Origin of the sequence: Pedobacter sp. R20-19 (assembly GCF_000708265.2) — a bacterium.
Classification (GTDB): domain Bacteria; phylum Bacteroidota; class Bacteroidia; order Sphingobacteriales; family Sphingobacteriaceae; genus Pedobacter.
This window is the reverse complement of the sequence record NZ_JCKI01000001.1, coordinates 488,069-507,203: the sequence shown is the minus strand read 5'-3', so window position 1 is coordinate 507,203 and position 19,135 is coordinate 488,069. Positions and strand designations below refer to the sequence as shown.

Sequence of the window (19,135 nt, the reverse complement as noted above, 5' to 3'; positions counted from 1 at the left end):
AGAGGTACCCTACTCCGGCAAGCTAATCTTCCCCATACATACCGAAGGGATCCCCTTTCTACTTCCAAAATCAATTGGTGCACCACATAATGTTTCATTTGCCAGAACAGCAAATAACACAGCTTCCTTCGCATCAGGGTTGATATTTAACTCATTGGTAGTTACGAAGCTGGATTGCGGCAACTTTTCCTTTAACAGACTTACTAATAAAGGATTATGCATCCCACCGCCACTCATAAAAATCCTCACCTTTGCTTGCATGCCGAAGCATCTCTGTATCGCATCGACTATAATTTGTGCAGAGAAATGACATAAAGTAGCCACTACATCTTCTTTTTTAAGATCTGCTGTACCTGAAACTTTTTGAGCAGCGCCTAAATAATTCAGATTAAACAACTCCGGCCCTGTGGTTTTAGGGAAATTTGCACCAAAAAAATCATTTTTTAGTAAGGCAGATAATAAATCCTGATTTAAATTTCCTGACAAACCTATTGCAGCATTTCGATCATAGAATTGATTAAAATGTTGCTGCATGAACTGATCCATTAAAGTATTTCCCGGCCCTACATCCGTAGAAAAAATTTCATCTGCATTCAAGCTTCCCGGGAGGTATGTAAAATTGGCAATGCCTCCGATATTTAGCATGATACGGTCTTCACCCGCTTTCGAAAAAATAAGATAATCGCCATATACAGCCAAAGGAGCACCTTCACCACCTGCCGCTAAATGCTTCTGGCGGAAATCAGATAAGGTAATAATTCCGGTTTTTACGGCGATATGATCGCCATCGCCAATTTGAAGCGTTCCATCAGGATAATCTTCCATTTGGTGCAATGATTTTGGGGCATGAAAAATCGTTTGTCCGTGACTGGCAATGAAATCAATCTCCTCATTTTGATAACCCCATTCTTTCAGTGCTTCATTAATTAATTGGGCATGGGTATTGGCAATAAGCTCATTCATCAGGCAAACCAATTGCAAATCAACTTCTTTTTTAGAGAAGACGGCCTTTATCTTTGAGCGGAAATCAGCTGTAAAATCTCCGGTTTTAAACTCCAGTACCTCAATATCCGTATCTGCACCACTCCCCTTCACCTTGCAAAGTGCAATATCCAAACCATCCATAGATGTTCCGCTCATTAAACCTATAATTAACCGTTCAGATTTATTAGCCCTTAAATAGAGATTTTGGATTTGCTTATTCATTATTTGGATTGATTTATAAAATTTGTTGAAGGTTGTTTCTGTACATCAGATATTTTTCTCTTCCATTTAAACAATAAAAGTAAATAACCTTTATTAAAAACTGCACATAACTCGCTATCTTTACTGCTCCGTACATTAAAAACCATATAAAAAAAATGGCTAGATTAAATCTACTGGAGGAGACACGTTTCGAGAAACTACCCGTAAGCGTGTTCGAAAATCCAAAAATTGCTTCGATTAATGTGGCGCACCGAATCGCCAATCTCATTAAATCCAAACAAGCAAGCAACACACCTGCAGTACTGGGCTTAGCAACAGGTGTTACCCCAATTGCAGTTTATGCCGAACTGGTTAGACTGCATCAAGAAGAGGGTTTAAGTTTTAAAAATGTGATTACTTTTAACCTGGATGAGTATTATCCAATGGCGCCAACCGCAGCCCAGAGTTATGTCACTTTTATGAACGACAATCTTTTCGATCACATTGACATCGACAAGAACAATGTTCATATTCCTGATGGTACACTGGCACTGGAAGATATTCCGGCTTTTTGCCTGGATTACGAAAAGAAAATCGGTGATTTAGGTGGCTTAGATATTCAGATTCTGGGGATTGGTCGTACCGGGCACATCGGGTTTAACGAACCCGGATCGGCACCAAACTCTGGTACACGATTAGTAACACTGGATGATTTAACACGTAGAGATGCTGCCCGTGATTTCGGCGGAAAAACCTTTGTGCCTACCAAAGCCATTACCATGGGTATTGGCACCATTTTCAAAGCTAGAGAGATTATCTTAATGGCATGGAGCCGAAAAAAAGCATCCATCATCAAAAAAGCAGTAGAAGGCGAAATCTCTGGGGAGGTTCCGGCAACGTACCTTCAATTATCTGATCATGTAGAGTTTATTTTAGATACACCTGCAGCCTCAGAACTGACCCGCTTTGATACACCATGGCTGGTTAAAGATTGTGTATGGACTGATGCCCTTATCCGCAAGGCTGTAATCTGGTTAGCCAATAGCTTAGGAAAACCGGTATTGAAGTTAACAGAAGATGATTACAACAATAACGGGATGGCACAACTGGCTACTGAAAAAGGCCCGGTTTACAACATTAACATCCATATCTTCAACAAATTACAACATACCATTACAGGCTGGCCAGGCGGAAAACCTAATGCTGATGATTCTCAACGTCCGGAAAGAGCTGAACCAGCCAAGAAAAGGGTAATTATATTTTCACCACATCCTGATGACGATGTAATTTCTATGGGCGGTACCTTCATCCGTTTAGTTGACCAGAAACATGATGTGCATGTGGCTTATCAAACCTCAGGAAATACTGCCGTTTGGGATGATGATGCCTTACGTTTTGTAGAATTTAATGTAGATTTTACAGAGAAAATGGGCATGGATAACACTCACTTGAAAGAACTTTATCATAAAATGAGAACTTTCATTGAGGATAAACAACCTAACCAGGTAGATACACCGGAAATTCAAACCGTAAAAGGATTGATTAGAAAAGGTGAGGCAATTGCGGGCGCAAGATATTGTGGTTTGGAAGATGACCATATTCATTTTCAGGCACTTCCTTTTTATGAAAGTGGAAAAAATCAAAAAAACCCGGTTACAGATGCCGATATAGATTTAACTATTGAACTTTTACAAAAAGTAAAACCGCAACAAGTTTTTGCTGCCGGCGATTTTGAAGATCCGCATGGAACGCACATTGTGTGTTTTAACATTATCCTTGCGGCTTTAACCCGCCTCCGTAAAACGGAAGATTGGGCTAAGGATTGCTGGTTATGGATGTACCGTGGTGCATGGCATGAATTTGAAACCCATGAAATTGAAATGGCTGTACCCATTTCTCCTCAGGAATTGGAGCGCAAAAGAAATGCAATTTTCAAGCACCAGAGTCAAAAGGACAGAGCTGTTTTTCCTGGAGATGATTCAAGGGAATTTTGGCAACGGGCAGAAGACCGTAACCGTGAAACGGCTAAAGCCTATGATGAACTCGGGCTGGCAGAATACGAAGCGATGGAAGCTTTCGTAAGATGGAAGTTTCAAGATTAAATAAATTAAGATTTAAATCCTCACATTGAAGAATGTGGGGATTTTTTTGTTTAATCAACTTGCGAAGTCTCAAAGGCCAATAGCCCAACAAGAATTAGACAGTTTAAACGAAAAACCTTAAAAGACTGACGAAGTTTTTCCATCGCTCTATCCACCAAAACTTCGTAAGTCAAATCAACTTGCTAAGTCTTAAAGGCCGGTGCGCAGCAAGACTTCGACAGTTTAAACAGAAACTCCTGAAAGACTGATGAAGTTTTCCATCACTCAATCCCACCGAAACTTCGTCAGTCAAATCAATCTCAATAAATTTTAACTTGATTCTCGGTTGTTAACCAATATTTTAAATAACTTTAAGTTTTATCTTTGACCAGAACTAATTGCATTAAACCAAAAACAAGACTATATAAAAATGAAAATGATTGAAACCATGCGCTGGTATGGACCAGATGACATTGTGAGTTTAACAGACATTAAACAGGCTGGCTGCAGCGGGGTAGTGACCGCACTGCATCACATTCCTGTTGGAGAAATCTGGACTGTTGAAGAGATTCAAAAAAGAAAAGAAGAAATTGAAAAGGCTGGTATGATATGGAGTGTTGTAGAAAGCTTACCAGTACATGAAGATATTAAAAAAAGAGGTGGTGCATACCAAACCTGGATAGAAAATTATAAAATAAGTCTCGAAAATCTTGCTTCTTGCGGAATAAAGGTGATTACCTATAATTTCATGCCTGTGCTAGATTGGATGCGTACCAACCTGAAATATGAAACTGAAAGTGGCGCTTTGGCACTTCGATTTGAAAAATCAGCATTTATAGCATTCGATTTATTTTTGTTAAAAAGACCAAATGCAGCTGCCGATTATACGGAAGATGAAATAACAAAGGCAACCCATTATTTCGAAAAGTTAACAGATACACAAAAAAATGAACTAACAGGAAATTGTTTGCAAGGCTTACCAGGCAGCAAAGATCATTTTACACCTGAACAAGTTTTAGCATTATTAGATGGCTTTAAAGGAATTACCTCCGATATCTTAAAACAAAATCTTGTACATTTCCTTAAAGAGATTACTCCGGTTGCAGATGAACATGGCATGCAGATGGCCATTCACCCCGATGACCCCCCTTATCCAATTTTAGGTTTACCAAGAATCATGAGTACGGAAAAAGATGCGCAATACATTATCGATCAGGTACCGGCTAAATCAAATGGCCTTTGTTTCTGCAGTGGTTCATTTGGCGCCAGACCCGATAATGATCTTCCGGGAATGATTAAAAGATTAGGTTCAAGAATTCACTTCCTGCACTTAAGAAGTACACAAAGAGATGAGGAAGGCAACTTTTACGAAGCCAATCACCTGGAGGGCAATGCCGATATGTTTTCGGTAGTTCGCGAGGCGGTAAAGCTGATGCATGCTGAAAATAGAACCATCCCTATGCGTCCTGATCACGGCCACCAAATGCTTGATGATTTAGTTAAAAATCCTTTTCCTGGGTATTCTGCGATTGGAAGGTTAAAGGGGCTGGCCGAAATCAGAGGTCTGGAAATGGGTATCAGAAAAAGTTTATTTTAATAAAATCAGGAAGGCAATTTAGTACTAGATTGCCTTTCTACTACTGTTGGATTTAATACAATGTGCTCAGTATTTTGATAAGGATTTTCCTGATGAATCATCTTTAGAAACATTTTTGCACATTCTTTTCCCATTTGCGATGCATGCTGATCAATCGTAGATAAGTTCGGCGTAATGTAGGCTGAAAAGGCTTCGTTGGCAAAACCGATTACCCCAACATCCGGTGGCATTTGATTAATTTCCTTTAGCTTTTTAATTACACCTAATGCCGTAAAATCGTCTCCAGCTACAATGGCATCTGGTTTATTTTGAAGCCTCATTAACTTTCCGGCGCCAAATCGCCCATCCTTAATCGATAATCCACCAAAGTGAATGTATTCCTCTAAAACAGGCAAATGGTTATCCTGTAATGCTGCTTTATAGCCCTTAAGCCTGTCATTGAAAATTTTGATCTGATGAATGGTAGTAATGAACGCAATATTACTGTATCCCTGATCAATTAAATGCTGGGTGGCCATATAGCCAGCCTTAAAATCATCAAGCGTGATGGTTGGTACTGCTAGTTCTTCATTAACCCGATCGAAAAGAATAAGTGGCTTATTTTGCTTTATGATCTCCTGAAAATGTGATACATCCTGTGTTTCTAAAGATAATGAAGCCATAATGCCATCTACCTGTGCCTCTAGCAAAGTTTTCACCCCGTTGATTTCATTCTCAACCGATTCATTTGATTGATAAATGATTACCCGGTAACCACTATCCTTCAACCCATCTTCGATACAATGAATAATGGAGGCAAAAAAATGAGCCTGTACACTCGGCACAATTACCCCTATAATATGTGTTTTGCCAGATTTAAGTGCTGAAGCCAATCTATTCGGACTGTAATTCAATGTTTCCGCCATTTCGACCACAGCCTTACGGGTTGTCTCACTTATTGCAGGAAAACCACTTAATGCTCTTGAAACAGTTGAAACCGTAATATTCAGCGCTTTAGCAATATCGTATATAGTTGTTTTTTTACTCAATTTTTGATGTAATGTTGGCGACCCTTTTCTTTGATTTTTTTTATTTCAACTGATTGTTGGCCAATTTAACAATTAAACCTTAATGATGATATTCTTTTTGTACATGAAATACAATAGCACATAAAAACCAAGCACATAAGTGATGGCCCAAATTAAAGATGCGTTTATTGGAGAAAAGAAGGGGGTATAGCACGTAGTATAAAATTTTTCCAGCAGAGCCGATTTTGTACCATCTGCATTGGGTAGTTTAATCAGGTTCAAAACGCGTGGCATCAGCCCAGCCAGAAAAAAAACAGTGATGGCATTTATCCCATAAACCACAAAAGGTGTGGTAATCCTTTTATAACCCTGAACATCAATCAGCCAGTAACAAAGTGCAAGTCCGATAGACGATAAACCGCCAGCATACAATACATAAGAACTGGTCCACAAGGCTTTATTAATGTGAAACTGCAAATCCCAAAGTAAACCCAAAATAACAGCAGCCACACCTGAAGTAAACAACCAGGCTACTTTTGTAGGTTGATCTACTTCTTTGTTGCGCAGCCATACTCCTACCAGAATGCCAAATAAGCAAGTCGCTATGGCTGGTAATGTACTCAATACCCCTTCTGGATCCCAGGTTTTTGATGATGCCCAAATATGTGCTTCCGTTAAAATCCCTCTATCTATCCAAGCGGCCAGATTGGTTTCCTTCTCTAGATTTGCATAACCTATGCCAGGCACGGGCACAAAAGTCATAAGGGCCCAGTAAATGGCTAAAATAGCGACAAATAGTTTAAATATTCCTTTGTTAGAAACACGCAGAAAAATGATGCTACTTATAATAAATACAATTCCTATACGCTGTAAAACCCCTAACAACCTTACAGTTTGAAATGCTTCGAGCAGACTTTTGCCGTCAATGATAACGGCCATAATTTTACCGAAGATGGCCAGGAAAAAGCCAAGTGAATAAAGGATAATTCCTCTTTTAATGGCTTTAATGATTGTTTTTTGATGTGTAGATGGATCTGCCTTACTACTGCTCATCGCAAATGCAATTGAAACACCAACAATCCACAGAAAAAATGGGAAAATTAAATCTGTTGGTGTACAGCCATTCCACTCAGCGTGCTCTAAAGGCGCATAAATATGACTCCAGCTGCCTGGATTATTCACTAAAATCATTGCGGCGACGGTTAATCCTCTAAAGAAATCCAGAGAAAGCAGGCGTTGTTTAGGCTCGGTCATGATTTAGGGCTTGGTTTAGCTACCCAATTTAAAACTTTGCTTTTATATAGCGAAATAAATTATTATCGTGCTAAAAAGTTTTAAAAGCTTTGGTGAAACTTCAAACCTTGTCAGTATTAAAAAGCAAACCAAACCATCTTTAAACTGGCTAAGTCTTTCCTACATAAACCCTTCAAGACTTCGCAAGTTGAAAATCCAACCTACGAAGCTTAAAGGGATAGAGCGCAATCGGAAATTTTGTGGTCTTACGGTTTAATTAATTACTTCTTTATTGGCTCAATCAAAGCAATTGTTCCATCAGCATTATGGGTCAACTCCGTAACTTTCACATTCCTTAGATGAGTTTTGCCAGAAAGCTGGGTATCATGATAAAAAATATACCATTTGCCTTTAACCTCAACAATAGAATGATGCGTTGTCCACCCCTGCACTGGATTCATAAATGTACCCTGATACTTAAAGGGGCCAAAAGGACTATCGCCAATTGCCGAAGCTAAAAAGTGCGTATCGCCAGTAGAATACGTAAAATAGTATTTACCATTATATTTATGCATCCATGCGCCCTCAAAGAAACGTTTGTCATGGTCTTTAGTAAGTAATGGTTTGCCGTTTTGATCTAATATAACCACATCTTTCACTGCACCATCAAATGTTAACATATCTTTGCTCAGCTTTGCAACTTTAGCTGTTAATGCAGGTTCATTTTCTTTTTGAGAATCTGTTTTTGAACCATTTGCATCATACTTACCATTGTTCCAACGTTGTAATTGACCACCCCAGATGCCTCCAAAGTACATGTACTTGGAGCCATCTGCATCAGTAAATACAGCCGGATCGATACTATAACTTCCTTCTATTGGCTTTGGTTCTGCTTTAAACGGACCAGCAGGATCTTTAGCTGTAGCCACCCCAATACGGAACACATCTTGTTTATCTTTTACCGGAAAGTATAAATAGTAAGTTCCATTTTTAAACGCCGCATCGGGTGCCCAGAGTTGGCGCCCCGCCCATGGAATATCTTTTACACTTAAAGCCACTCCATGATCGCTTACCTTTCCATTAATACTATCCATACTCAAAATGTGGTAATCTTTCATTGCAAAATGATCTCCGTTGTCATTTTCGGGTATACCAGAATCAATATCATGCGATGGATAAATGTATATCTTTCCATTAAAAACATGAGCAGATGGATCTGCTGTATATATTTCACTAATTAAAGGCTGCGAAAGATACTTCGCCTTTTTACTGGTATCAGCCATTTCAGCAGTGCTTGTTTTTTTGGCATTTTGCTGGCAAGAACTGGTCACAGCAAGCGTTACAAGTAAAGCCAGGCCAGATACTTTTTTAATGTTTTTCATCATCTTTAAAATTTATAAATGGTTACGATTATTTTAATTTGCTTACAAAAGTTTCCGGTGGGCCAAGATAACTAGGCTTTAATCCGCCGAGGTCCAGCACTAATTTTTGCAATACTACTCCTGGGGTAATCATCCAATATTTGAGGGTATGTTTACCACTACTTTCGAACTTTAGTGCTGTTTTAAAAATCTTAATATTATTGGCAACAGATTTCCTCCAGGCACCATCTGTTTTGTAATCCGCACTGATATTAATGATAACTGGTGCTTCATTATCAATAGAAACGGCAAATTTTAATCCATCACTATTGGTAAAATCGATGGTTGGTGAGATATAGGTATTCAGATTAAATGTACCTGTAGTGTTTAAATCAATATCATATTCCAGATGTGGCGTATTCACATCCAGGTTTTTAACTGCTGAAGTAACCGGAACCGGAAGCACTCCACCTGTTGTCTTTCCATAGTTTGGAATGGTTTTCCAAAATATCGGTCGGCTATTGATCTCTCTGCTGTAATTTGGTGCCTCAATCGAAATATACCCATTACTGGCAACGAAAGTATTATTCTGCTGATTGGCAGATTTTGAACGATCCAATAATAAAGGAACCAATAGCTTAGTACCATCGCTCCCGGAAACCTGGAGATTAGTCTGTATTTTTCCCTTTGGCGCACTGTTCCAATCGATTCTGATCCAGATCCTTATTTCATCATTTAATATTCCTTTTGCCGTACTTAATTTAACATAAGCCGGAGCTTTGATCTGATAGTTTATAGAACCATAACCCTTGTTAAATAATTCAATATAATGTGATGGATTGCTACCATCGTCAAAAGCTGGAAGGGCAACCTTTACTTTTTCATTGCTGACCCAGGAAGAATCACTTCCTTCAATAGCCAAGCCCATCTGGGCTTTCGTTTGCACTGAATTTAAAGCTTGGTTGATCGTTTTCGGAATAGCATTCATTTCTGGTTGTTGCCAGGATGTATAGCCGATATGCGTTTGATCCATCATATGATCCCACTTCCCGTTGGCCATGGTTTTATTATAATATTGCGTAATTTCTTCATCACGTTTATACAATTCTGCAACTTTATCTGCCATTGCATTTGTACCTATACGACCTTGTTTGGCATAAAGTTTATTCTTGGCTACGTGATAATAAAGATCATAAAGGTTAGCACTGGCCTCTACCGGATGCATCACCAATTGATAGAAAGCATCCTTTTGATCTGTAGGGATATTATTATAGATGAATTTAGCCTTCTGCTCCAGTTTTCTGTAATCGGCAACTACATTTTCAAATTCGTTATAATTGGTTAAACTGTAAGTACGGTCATTCAACAACTCTGGCTTAACCCGACCATTATATTTGGTATATAGATCAAATATTTCAGCTATTTCTACAGCATAAGTTGCACCAAATTGTTTCTCAGACCAATTGATGGTATATTGTTTTAACTGCTCTGCAGGAATAGCATCCGGAGCCCAGGCATAATCAAGGAAAAATGAGATGGGAAATTCCATAGGCTTTAAGTCGCCAACATTTACAATCCAGATCTGATTGGCGTTGTATTCGTAAGCGAGATTCATCTGCTCCCAGATTTTTTGGATCGGATTGGTATTAATCCATTTATAATTTCTAGGGTCACCAACATAATCGAAGTGATAATAAATACCATAACCACCCTTTCGTGGTGCTTCATTCAGCTTTGGAAGTTTTCTGATGTTGCCCCAGTTATCATCGCAAAGTAGTAAAGTAATATCATCCGGAACCCGCATCCCTTTATCATAATATGCCTGCACCTCTTTATAGAGCGCCCATAGTTGAGGAGTTTCTGAGGCTGTTTTTTTCGTTACCTTTTCAATGATTTCACGCTGGTCTTTCACAATCTTTTCCAGCAAGGCTGTAGCCGTTCCCTCCGTCATTGGTTCATCTCCATCACCGCGCATGCCAACCGTAATGATTTGCTCTTTATCTGCAACACGTTTTAAACCACTTTCCCAAAAAGCCCTCAATTGCTCGGGATTCTGATCATAATTCCATTTGCCACCTTTATATCTTTTCCATTCATCATGCGCCCGGGCTAATGGTTCATGGTGCGAAGTTCCAATAACAACACCATATTCATCAGCCAAAACCGGATTCATTGGATCATCATCATTAAAAGCACTTCCCCACATGGCTGGCCACAGGTAATTGCCTTTTAAACGAAGAATCAATTCAAACACTTTACTATAAAACTTGCTGTTAAATCCACCAAATTCCTTTTTACTCCAACCCGAAAGTGCCGGTGCTTCATCATTTAGAAAAATACCGCGATATTTTACAGCAGGCGAAGCAATGAGGTGTTTGCCAGAAGTGGCAAAAAGCATTTCGCTTTTTTTAACCGGTACATCTGCCCAGTAATACCATGGCGAAACACCAATTTGACTGGATAGCTCGTATATGCCGTAAATGGTTCCACGCTTATCACTACCTGCAATTACCAGTGCTGAATCTATACCTGGTAACGGATTTTTAATTACTTCTATTAAGGTACTTTCCCACTTACCAGCAACGCCTGCTACATTAATTTTACCTGTGCTGATTAATTGATCTATGACGGTACTCTTCCCTATTGTACCGATGATAATTGCCGCTCCTGTAGTTTTATCTTTGAAAAAAGCTGGTTTTAAACCAGTAACTTTTTCTATATCAGTTTGAAGATTGTTGGCTGCCATTATTACACCAGGCCATTCATCTCCACTCACTAAAACAGCAGATACAGCTCCTTTATTTGCTATGGCAAAACTTCCTTTAACGTAGCCTTTTGATATGAATGGATCTGCTCCAGCAGCCATACCAATAGTTGTTAAACCCAACATTATCATTACCAGGATTAGTTTCTTCATATCATTATTTTTTAAAATTGATGACTTCCCAGTAGGCTTTTTTAGGTTGAAGGTGCTGATCAAAAAGCAGCGGATAATTTTTTCTTCCAGTTACAGGATAATTGTCAAGCCAGGAATAGCGATCGGAGATATTCCAGAAAGTGACATTGGTGATTACATTTTTATATGCTCGAAAAACTTTAAAAACCATAGCATATTTTTCCATTTGTGCTTTTTCCAATTCGGGTGTAAATGCATCAGATTCATCAGGCCTGCGGGCACGTTTCATTTTTTCCCATGGGTAAATGGAAATATCCAGCTCGGTAAACTGAATTTTCAGCCCTAGTGATGAATACCGCTCTATTGCAGATCGGAGTTCAACTTCTGTCGGTTCCACTACAGACCAGTGAGCCTGCAAGCCCACCCCATCAATTGGTACGCCTTTATCTTTCAGGCTTTTTAGAAGTTTATAAATGTGTTCCCACTTTTCAGGTCTTTCCGTATTATAATCGTTGTAAAACAACTTAACATCCGGATCTGCCTCATGTGCATATTCAAAGGCTTTTGAAATAAAATCTTCACCGCAGATCTGGTACCATTTAGAATTTCTTAAGTATTTGTTTGGATCATCATCAATGGCTTCATTAATCACATCCCATGCATAAATTTTTCCTTTATACCGACTTACTATTGCTGTAATATGTGTTTTTAACCGCTGCAACAATACCGCTTTGGTTACCTCTTTACCATCGTTATCTTTAAAAAACCAATCAGGTGTTTGCTCGTGCCAGCATAAATTATGACCCCGAACTTTTATGTCGTTTCTTTGTGCAAAGCTCACGATGGAATCAGCATCCTTCCAATAGAAAACTCCTTCTTTAGGCTGAATGGAAGCCATTTTCATGGCATTTTCTGCAGTAATGCTATTAAATTGTTTTTTGATCAATTGAGCCTCATCGCCTTGCAGATTCTTTACTGCTACGGCCACACCAATTGGGAAATATTTTTGATAGTAATCTTTTAATCCCTTTGCTTTGGGATTCATGACCTGCTGCGCACTGCTTGAATGAATATAAATCATCAACGCAAAACAAATCCATAACGACCTGGTCAATCTTAACAACTTTGGGGCACTGCTCATTTATATTTGGTTAATCAGGGCAAGCCTTACAAAATCATGTTAAGGATTTTCCTGTTCTTTTGGTTCTACGATATACCTATCCTATTTAGAATAACTAAAAGTAGAACTAATTTTATAAATCTGCAATCGGTTGCATAAAAATTTTACAATTTTGTTTTCTTGCTCATAATGGTATAAAAAAGACCCTGTTAAATAAAAAATCCCGCTTGTGAAAGCAGGATTTTGTTGAATCTTATTCTTTGGCTAGTGGAACTTCTACACCAATTGGACCGGTTGGCTCACTTTCGTTTTTAAGCCGGTCTAATGCTGTAACCAAATAACTGTATCGTTTGCCATTTTCTATACTGGTATCTATAAAAGAAACATAATCTTCAAAACTAATTCTAATGATATTTTTTGGATCAAGTATGGAAATTTTTTCCCCCTCAGAGAAACGATAAATCACATATCCGGATGCTGTTTCACCATCTTTAGCCTTTAATGGTTTCTCCCACTTTAAATGAACACCGTCTTTTAGTGCATCAGCTGATAATTGTTGTGGCTGATTGGGTGGTACTTCATCCAGCCAAGGCATTTGTGGAGGCAAAGCCGGGTATTTATAAAAATCATTTTTGAGTGAGTCTGCTAAAGACCTTCCTACCGTATTCAATGATTTAGAACTGAAATATACACTGCCCTGAATGCGGTTGTTTTCTCTTAAGTATCTAATTTGATTTGGAATTTCGCCAGGATTACGCCAGGCCAGCTCAGCACGTGAATTGATCAGATAAGCAGCTTGTCCGATGTACACATGTCTGCCATAGCTGTTGTTACTCCACCAATCTACCAATGTACCAAAAGGCGCCACCCGTCTGGTAAAAGAAAAGTAAATCTGCGGGTTAATATAATCTACCCATCCTTCTTTCACCCATTTGCGGCTATCGGCAAACAGCTCTGCATAATTTGATAAGCCTGCCGTGGCCGATCCTTCCGGATCTTCGTTTTTATTTCGCCAGATTCCAAAAGGGCTAACACCAAATTTTACCCATTTTTTATAATGGTGAATACTGTCATCAACTTCTTTAATTAAGAGGTTAACATTATTCCTTCTCCAGTCTCTGATATCAGTAAAGTCTTCCTTGTATTTATTAAATGTTTCCGAATCATTAATTGTTTGTCCTTCGAGTTTATAAGGATAAAAATAATCATCAAAGTGAATACCGTCCACATCATATTCTTTAACTACATCTAAAATAACCTGAACGATATAGGTTCTTACATCAGGTATACCCGGATCAAAATGCTTTTTACCACCATAAGTAAAAAACCAGTCAGGGTGTTTTTTTATGGCATGATTTTCACTAAAAACAGTACTGCTACTCATACTGGCCCGATAAGGATTAAACCAGGCATGCAATTCCATTCCCCTGCTATGAGATTCTTTAATGGCAAAAGCTAAAGGATCATATCCCGGAGCAGGCGCTAAGCCTTGTCGCCCCATTAACCACTGGCTCCAGGGCTCGCGAGATTTGGCATAGAAAGCATCACCTGCCGGCCTCACTTGCAAAAGGATAGCATTCATACCTTGTGCTTTATGACGTTCAAGAATGCCAATGAGCTCTTGTTTTTGCTGATCAACACTTAAACCTGGTCTTGATGGCCAGTCGATATTCGTTACTGTAGCTACCCAAACGCCCCTAAATTCTCTTTTTGGTGCAATTTTTGTTGATGGTTGAGCATTTGATATATATGGAAGTATAATTACAATTAAAAGTGCGTATAGAAAGTTTTTAAGCATTATTCTGTCTTGTTTTTTATTCGGGATGTTTATTTGTGAGTATAATACAAATGGATGTTAGCAATTAAACGATTTTTTTTAAAAACTCTTATAAATTTTATTATTAATTCTATTTTGCGCCTTGCTAAATTAATTGTACCCCAAATACCTATGGGAAAACAAAAGTATATTAATTTGAGAAGATACAGCATTATTTAAATGGAACCACAAAAGATTAATAAGGGAGATAGGAATAAAATTTACTTTCTGATCATAGTTATAGCCGCACTTGTTGGAACAAACGCTTACTTATTTTTTAAAGACAAACAACAAAGCAAAAAGTTTGTAACCGTAAGCACAGAAAAAGATAAACTTCGTTTGGAAGTAGAAAAAATTGAGGTAGAACTGGATAAAGTAAATGCATTGAATCTTAATTTAAATGATAAACTTGTTGAGGAGCAGAAACTGGCCAGAGCAAAAATTGAAGAACTGAAAGTTGCCCTGGAAAAGGGAGAGCTCACGCAATTGGAGTTAGATAAAGCCAATAAACAGATTAGTGATCTCAAGGTTTTTGTAAAGAATTATAATGATCAGATTATCCAGCTTCAGAAAGATAATATTTTTCTTAAAAACAGCCGCGACAGCTTAGAAAACACCCTAAAAAACATGAGCAGTAAGGCCTCCAGCCTGGAGGATGAAAATGCAAACCTCAATGCCAAGGTTAAAACCGCAGCGTCATTAAAGCTCCAGAATGCCGAAATCATTGCTTTCAGAACAAAATCAAGCGGTAAAAAAATTCAGGTCACTAAATCTTCCGCTGCAGAAAAATTAAGTGTTCGCTTTAACATCATTCCAAACGATCTTGCCGAAAAAGGCCACCACAATATTTACTTAAGAGTTTTTGATCCGGCCGGAAATTTACTTGCCGATGATGACGATCGTTTTGAAGCTGATGGCCAGGAAATGCAATTCAGCCACTCTATCTATATTGATTACAATAACGATAACAGTTCTTATGTAATCGATTGGAAAAACCCTAAATCGTTTATGAAAGGCATTTACACCGTTATTTTATACACCAATGGAAACACGTTGGGTAAAGCCCAGATTGAATTAAAATAATCTTAATTTATACCAAAGGGAATGTAAGATAGAAGGTGGTACCTACATTCGGAACTGAAGTAAAACTGACATCTCCACCTGCATTTTCTACTGCCTGTTTAACAAAAGCTAAGCCGAGCCCCGTTCCTGAGGTTTTAGTGGTAAAGTTTGGCACAAAAATTTTATCGTGTAATACCAGCGGTATCCCCTTTCCATTATCTTTAATTTCTACAAAGGCGTGCGATTTATCATTATATAAAATAACGCTTACACAACACTGATCATGCCCTTCAATTGCCTCAATCGCGTTCTTAAACAGGTTATTGAAAGTTCTGAGCAGCTGATCATGATCTGCCAGTATATGAATCTGCTGACTTGATTTATCCAGCAAGTTTATTTCTACATCACCGGTATTTTTGTAAACTTCTCTAGCTTGCTCTAAAACAGGTAGAATTTCTATCCGCTCTAATTTAGTGTCAGGCATTTTAGCAAAATTCGAAAATTCGGATGCGATTTTTGAAAGGCTATCTATCTGTTCTATAAATGATTTACTGAACTTTTTAAACTTAACTTCAAAATTGGGATCATTTTCTCTCCACGATTTCTCCAGCAGCTGTACACCTAATTTTAATGGTGTTAATGGGTTTTTAATTTCATGCGCTACCTGTTTCGCCATCTCCCGCCAGGCACTTTCCCTTTCAGAACGGGCAAGTTTAACTGCACTTGCCTCTAAGGCCGCAATCATACTATTGTATTCCTTAATTAAGGATCCGATTTCATCGTGTCTGCGCCACACAATAGGCTCATTGCGTTGTCCAATTCTGGTTCTGCTAATGCTTTGCTGAATAAATGTTAACGGGCTTGTAATTTGATTGGCCAGGAATACGGCCAAGACACCTACTGCAACAAATACCAAAGCATAGATATTAATCAGGTTACTTACAAAAAGCGCAATCTTATCAGAGTATTCTTCTTCATTAGAGTAATTAGGCAAACCAATATAGGCAATGGTTTCATTCTGTGCATTCCGAATGGGTGCATACGCTGCTGCATAAGTCAGGTTACCCACCTTCTCCTCCGGATTAATATATTCAGATCGCTTTAATTGTGTAAGATAAGTATAGGCCAGTGGTCCCATCTTTCTACCAATTACTTTGTAACTATACAACTTTGGATAGGTTGTCATAATCAAATTGCCTTGGGTATCATAAAGATTCAGATCTGCATTATTGATATCTGCAAAGTTGTTAAAATCTGCAACTGCATTCTCATCATCCTTGATGCCGCCGCTGAACACCTGTTTCTCAAAATTCTGTTGTACTTTTCTAATCTTATCTTTAATGGCGGCATTCTGCTGTCCGCGGTATTCATTATCCATATAATAATAAGTTACCCAGCCTACAATAAGTAAAGTAGCCACAACAGAAAGCACAATAGAAACCTGAATACGTGTTTTGTATAATATTTTGTTTGCGTTAATCATGAGTGAGCGATTAATGCTAAACCAGCCTACCCGTTCATCATCCAGGTTTTTAATTAACCACACCAATCCATAAAGGAGTATAGAGAAGATGATAAAAACCAGAAAGAAAAATGATAAAGCGGCTAAACGTTCTACATAACCAACTTTTTCTTTACTGATGATCACCATTTTATTATCTGATGGCTTATAAATCAGGTGGCTGTATTGAAGTGTTTTATCACTACTGGTTACAAAATCATCCTTTTTCCCTTTGAAATTTCTTCCATCTAAAGGATAGGTATAATTTCCAGATTGATTTAACAGGCGATTATTGTTGTAGAACGCAATGGAATATCCTCTGAAATCTTCATCCCTGATTAACTTTTGATCACCAAGCAGATCAGGCAATCTATTATTATAATTATAAGGTTTTGATCTAAGCTCGATCACCAGCGTACCTAATAATGAACCTTGATCAATAACAGATATAATTCCAAAATAATCCTGGTACCCAAACGTGTTGTTCACCTGATAAAAATAGTTGCCCCCATTTATCTTTACAGATCCAGATTCTACCAGTTCTTTATATTTGGAGAATGCCTGGCTTCTAATATTATTAATGCTTAAGCCATCTTTATTATAGGGATAAATCTGATAATCATATCTTGATAAATACCCGTCCATATAGCTTTTAATATGGTTCTTTAAAACCGGATAATTGGTTTCTGCGCCTTGCTTAAAATAGCGAACTAAAAACTCATCATTGAGCAATTGTGATTCAAGTACACCTAATGAAATAATAGCGTTAGGATCTTCGGAAGACTGTATTTTACGTGCAAGCGGTTCGCGTAAGCTACGTTCTTTAATATCTTTGTATTTGATGTATTTGATAGAGGTGTTAAATGCCAGACAAAAGAAAACTATAGCAAATAACCCTACAGAAAATCTTATTCCCTCTACATAAATGCCCCTTGCGATGATAAACAATATAAGCGCAAAGACAATAAAAAATGCGGTAAAATCTGTTAATACCTTATATAAAAATAATGCGGCGAAACCTGTTAAAAAGATAATCAGTCTTTCTTTATTGGTAACCTTAAGCGGAAGGCTGATTGTGGCAGCGATAACAGTAATCAGATAGATTTGAAACCAGACCAAACAAAGTATCACGATACTCACCCAACTGGAACCACTCAGTTTTAAGATGTTAATAATTTCAAAGTTAATTCTGGAATTATAAATCAGTCCGAAGAATACCTCGTCACTAAAATAGGCTACAATACCGATGAAGACCAATAAAACCGCATGAATGAAGATGCCGAGAACCTTGCTCCTTTTAATCCATGCGGGAAACTGATACTCTTCTTTATGATTATAAACAAACAGTAAAAACCAGGTTAAGGAAAACACATTCAGTAAGAAATCGCCCAGAGATGGCATAAAAAAACTATCTCCGTAAATTCTTGGATCAAAAAGTGATAGGGAAAAATGATGGTTGAACCAGCCATAATATAAATCGGAGAACCGAAACAATGCAAAAAAACCCAGTAAAAGAAACGTACCTGAAACGAGGTAACCTTTCTTAGCGATGAGTGCACTTAACGAATTGAAAAACATGCAGATACAAAGCATGCCCCCAATAAAGAGCCAAAGCTGTGTAATCGAATAATAATCGTTGGTGTATCCTGGTTTTATTTTTAAGCCAAACAAAAATTTGTCATCCAGACTTTTTATAGCATAAACATCCTTATCAGTGAAAGAGGCTAGCGTTAATATTTTAGAATTGGTTAGAAATGGATCTAAATCATTTTTAAAATATTGGGTTTCTTTAAACGGATATTGGGATTGGATGCCAATCAGGAATACAAAACTAAAATCGCCATCTGTACGCTTAATGACTTCATACCATCCGTTGTAAAAAAAAAGCACCGATTTTCCTTCCCTTATTGTAGACAGATCAATATCCGTTACTTTGTAAGTACTCCAGAATTTTAGTTGATTATGGTGAAAAGTTAAGAGATTAATCCCTTTATTTTGCCTGTAATTGGTTAAAAAATCAATTGCATCTTTAGGGTTCTGATGCAATTGTTTTGCTTTTTGTACTTCTTTCTTATTAGATAGAAAATCTGCTACAATCTTTTCCTTGATCAGGAGATTGGTTTGAACCTCTCTCGCATATCTTTCCAGCAGCTCAGATTTGGTGGTAAATTTGCTTAAAGTGATAGAGGTTGTGATCAGACAACAGGCCAATACAAACAGCAGAAATCTAAGTTTTACACCAAAGCTCAATGTCATTAATTTTGATAATGATAAAT

Annotated in this window: 11 protein-coding genes; 3 read left to right on the top strand and 8 right to left on the bottom strand. The window is 37.9% G+C overall.

All coding sequences use genetic code 11. The features are described from left to right. Positions 1-9 precede the first annotated feature (9 nt). Positions 10-1,206, bottom strand: coding sequence for an anhydro-N-acetylmuramic acid kinase (locus AN34_RS02240; RefSeq protein ID WP_029281859.1), 1,197 nt, complete (start codon positions 1,204-1,206; stop codon positions 10-12). Between the two features lie 155 nt (positions 1,207-1,361). Here AN34_RS02240 and nagB point away from each other — a divergent pair, with 155 nt between their 5' ends. Both nagB and uxuA read left to right on the top strand, forming a co-directional pair. Further along, positions 1,362-3,287 (top strand): glucosamine-6-phosphate deaminase, encoded by a 1,926-nt coding sequence (gene nagB / locus AN34_RS02235; RefSeq protein WP_029281857.1) that lies wholly within the window; start codon positions 1,362-1,364, stop codon positions 3,285-3,287. A gap of 409 nt (positions 3,288-3,696) precedes the next feature. Beyond that, positions 3,697-4,863 (top strand): mannonate dehydratase, encoded by a 1,167-nt coding sequence (gene uxuA, locus AN34_RS02230; RefSeq protein WP_029281855.1) that lies wholly within the window; start codon positions 3,697-3,699, stop codon positions 4,861-4,863. 5 nt (positions 4,864-4,868) lie between these two features. On the opposite strand, the gene AN34_RS02225 is transcribed toward uxuA, so the two are convergent. The 6 genes from AN34_RS02225 to AN34_RS02200 all read right to left on the bottom strand — a co-directional run bounded on the left by AN34_RS02225 (position 4,869) and on the right by AN34_RS02200 (position 14,278). Further along, a complete protein-coding gene (locus AN34_RS02225; protein ID WP_029281853.1) occupies positions 4,869-5,891 on the bottom strand; it encodes a LacI family DNA-binding transcriptional regulator in 1,023 nt (340 codons plus the stop codon). Between the two features lie 72 nt (positions 5,892-5,963). Continuing rightward, entirely contained in the window at positions 5,964-7,124 is a 1,161-nt protein-coding gene (locus AN34_RS02220) for an acyltransferase family protein (protein ID WP_029281851.1), read from the bottom strand. A gap of 260 nt (positions 7,125-7,384) precedes the next feature. Then, entirely contained in the window at positions 7,385-8,488 is a 1,104-nt protein-coding gene (locus tag AN34_RS02215; RefSeq protein WP_029281849.1) for a glycoside hydrolase family 43 protein, read from the bottom strand. 25 nt (positions 8,489-8,513) lie between these two features. After that, a complete protein-coding gene (locus tag AN34_RS02210; protein WP_036676338.1) occupies positions 8,514-11,381 on the bottom strand; it encodes a glycosyl hydrolase 115 family protein in 2,868 nt (955 codons plus the stop codon). 4 nt (positions 11,382-11,385) lie between these two features. Continuing rightward, on the bottom strand, positions 11,386-12,501 hold the full coding sequence (locus tag AN34_RS02205) for an endo-1,4-beta-xylanase (protein ID WP_029281837.1): 1,116 nt from the start codon (positions 12,499-12,501) through the stop codon (positions 11,386-11,388). A 232-nt stretch (positions 12,502-12,733) separates the two neighbouring features. Beyond that, positions 12,734-14,278: a glycoside hydrolase family 10 protein gene (locus AN34_RS02200; RefSeq protein ID WP_029281834.1), complete on the bottom strand. Its 1,545-nt coding sequence runs from the start codon at positions 14,276-14,278 to the stop codon at positions 12,734-12,736. Between the two features lie 198 nt (positions 14,279-14,476). Here AN34_RS02200 and AN34_RS02195 point away from each other — a divergent pair, with 198 nt between their 5' ends. Next, positions 14,477-15,379 (top strand): hypothetical protein, encoded by a 903-nt coding sequence (locus tag AN34_RS02195; RefSeq protein ID WP_029281832.1) that lies wholly within the window; start codon positions 14,477-14,479, stop codon positions 15,377-15,379. 7 nt (positions 15,380-15,386) lie between these two features. On the opposite strand, the gene AN34_RS02190 is transcribed toward AN34_RS02195, so the two are convergent. After that, entirely contained in the window at positions 15,387-19,115 is a 3,729-nt protein-coding gene (locus AN34_RS02190; protein ID WP_029281830.1) for an ATP-binding protein, read from the bottom strand. Between the last annotated feature and the right edge of the window lie 20 nt (positions 19,116-19,135).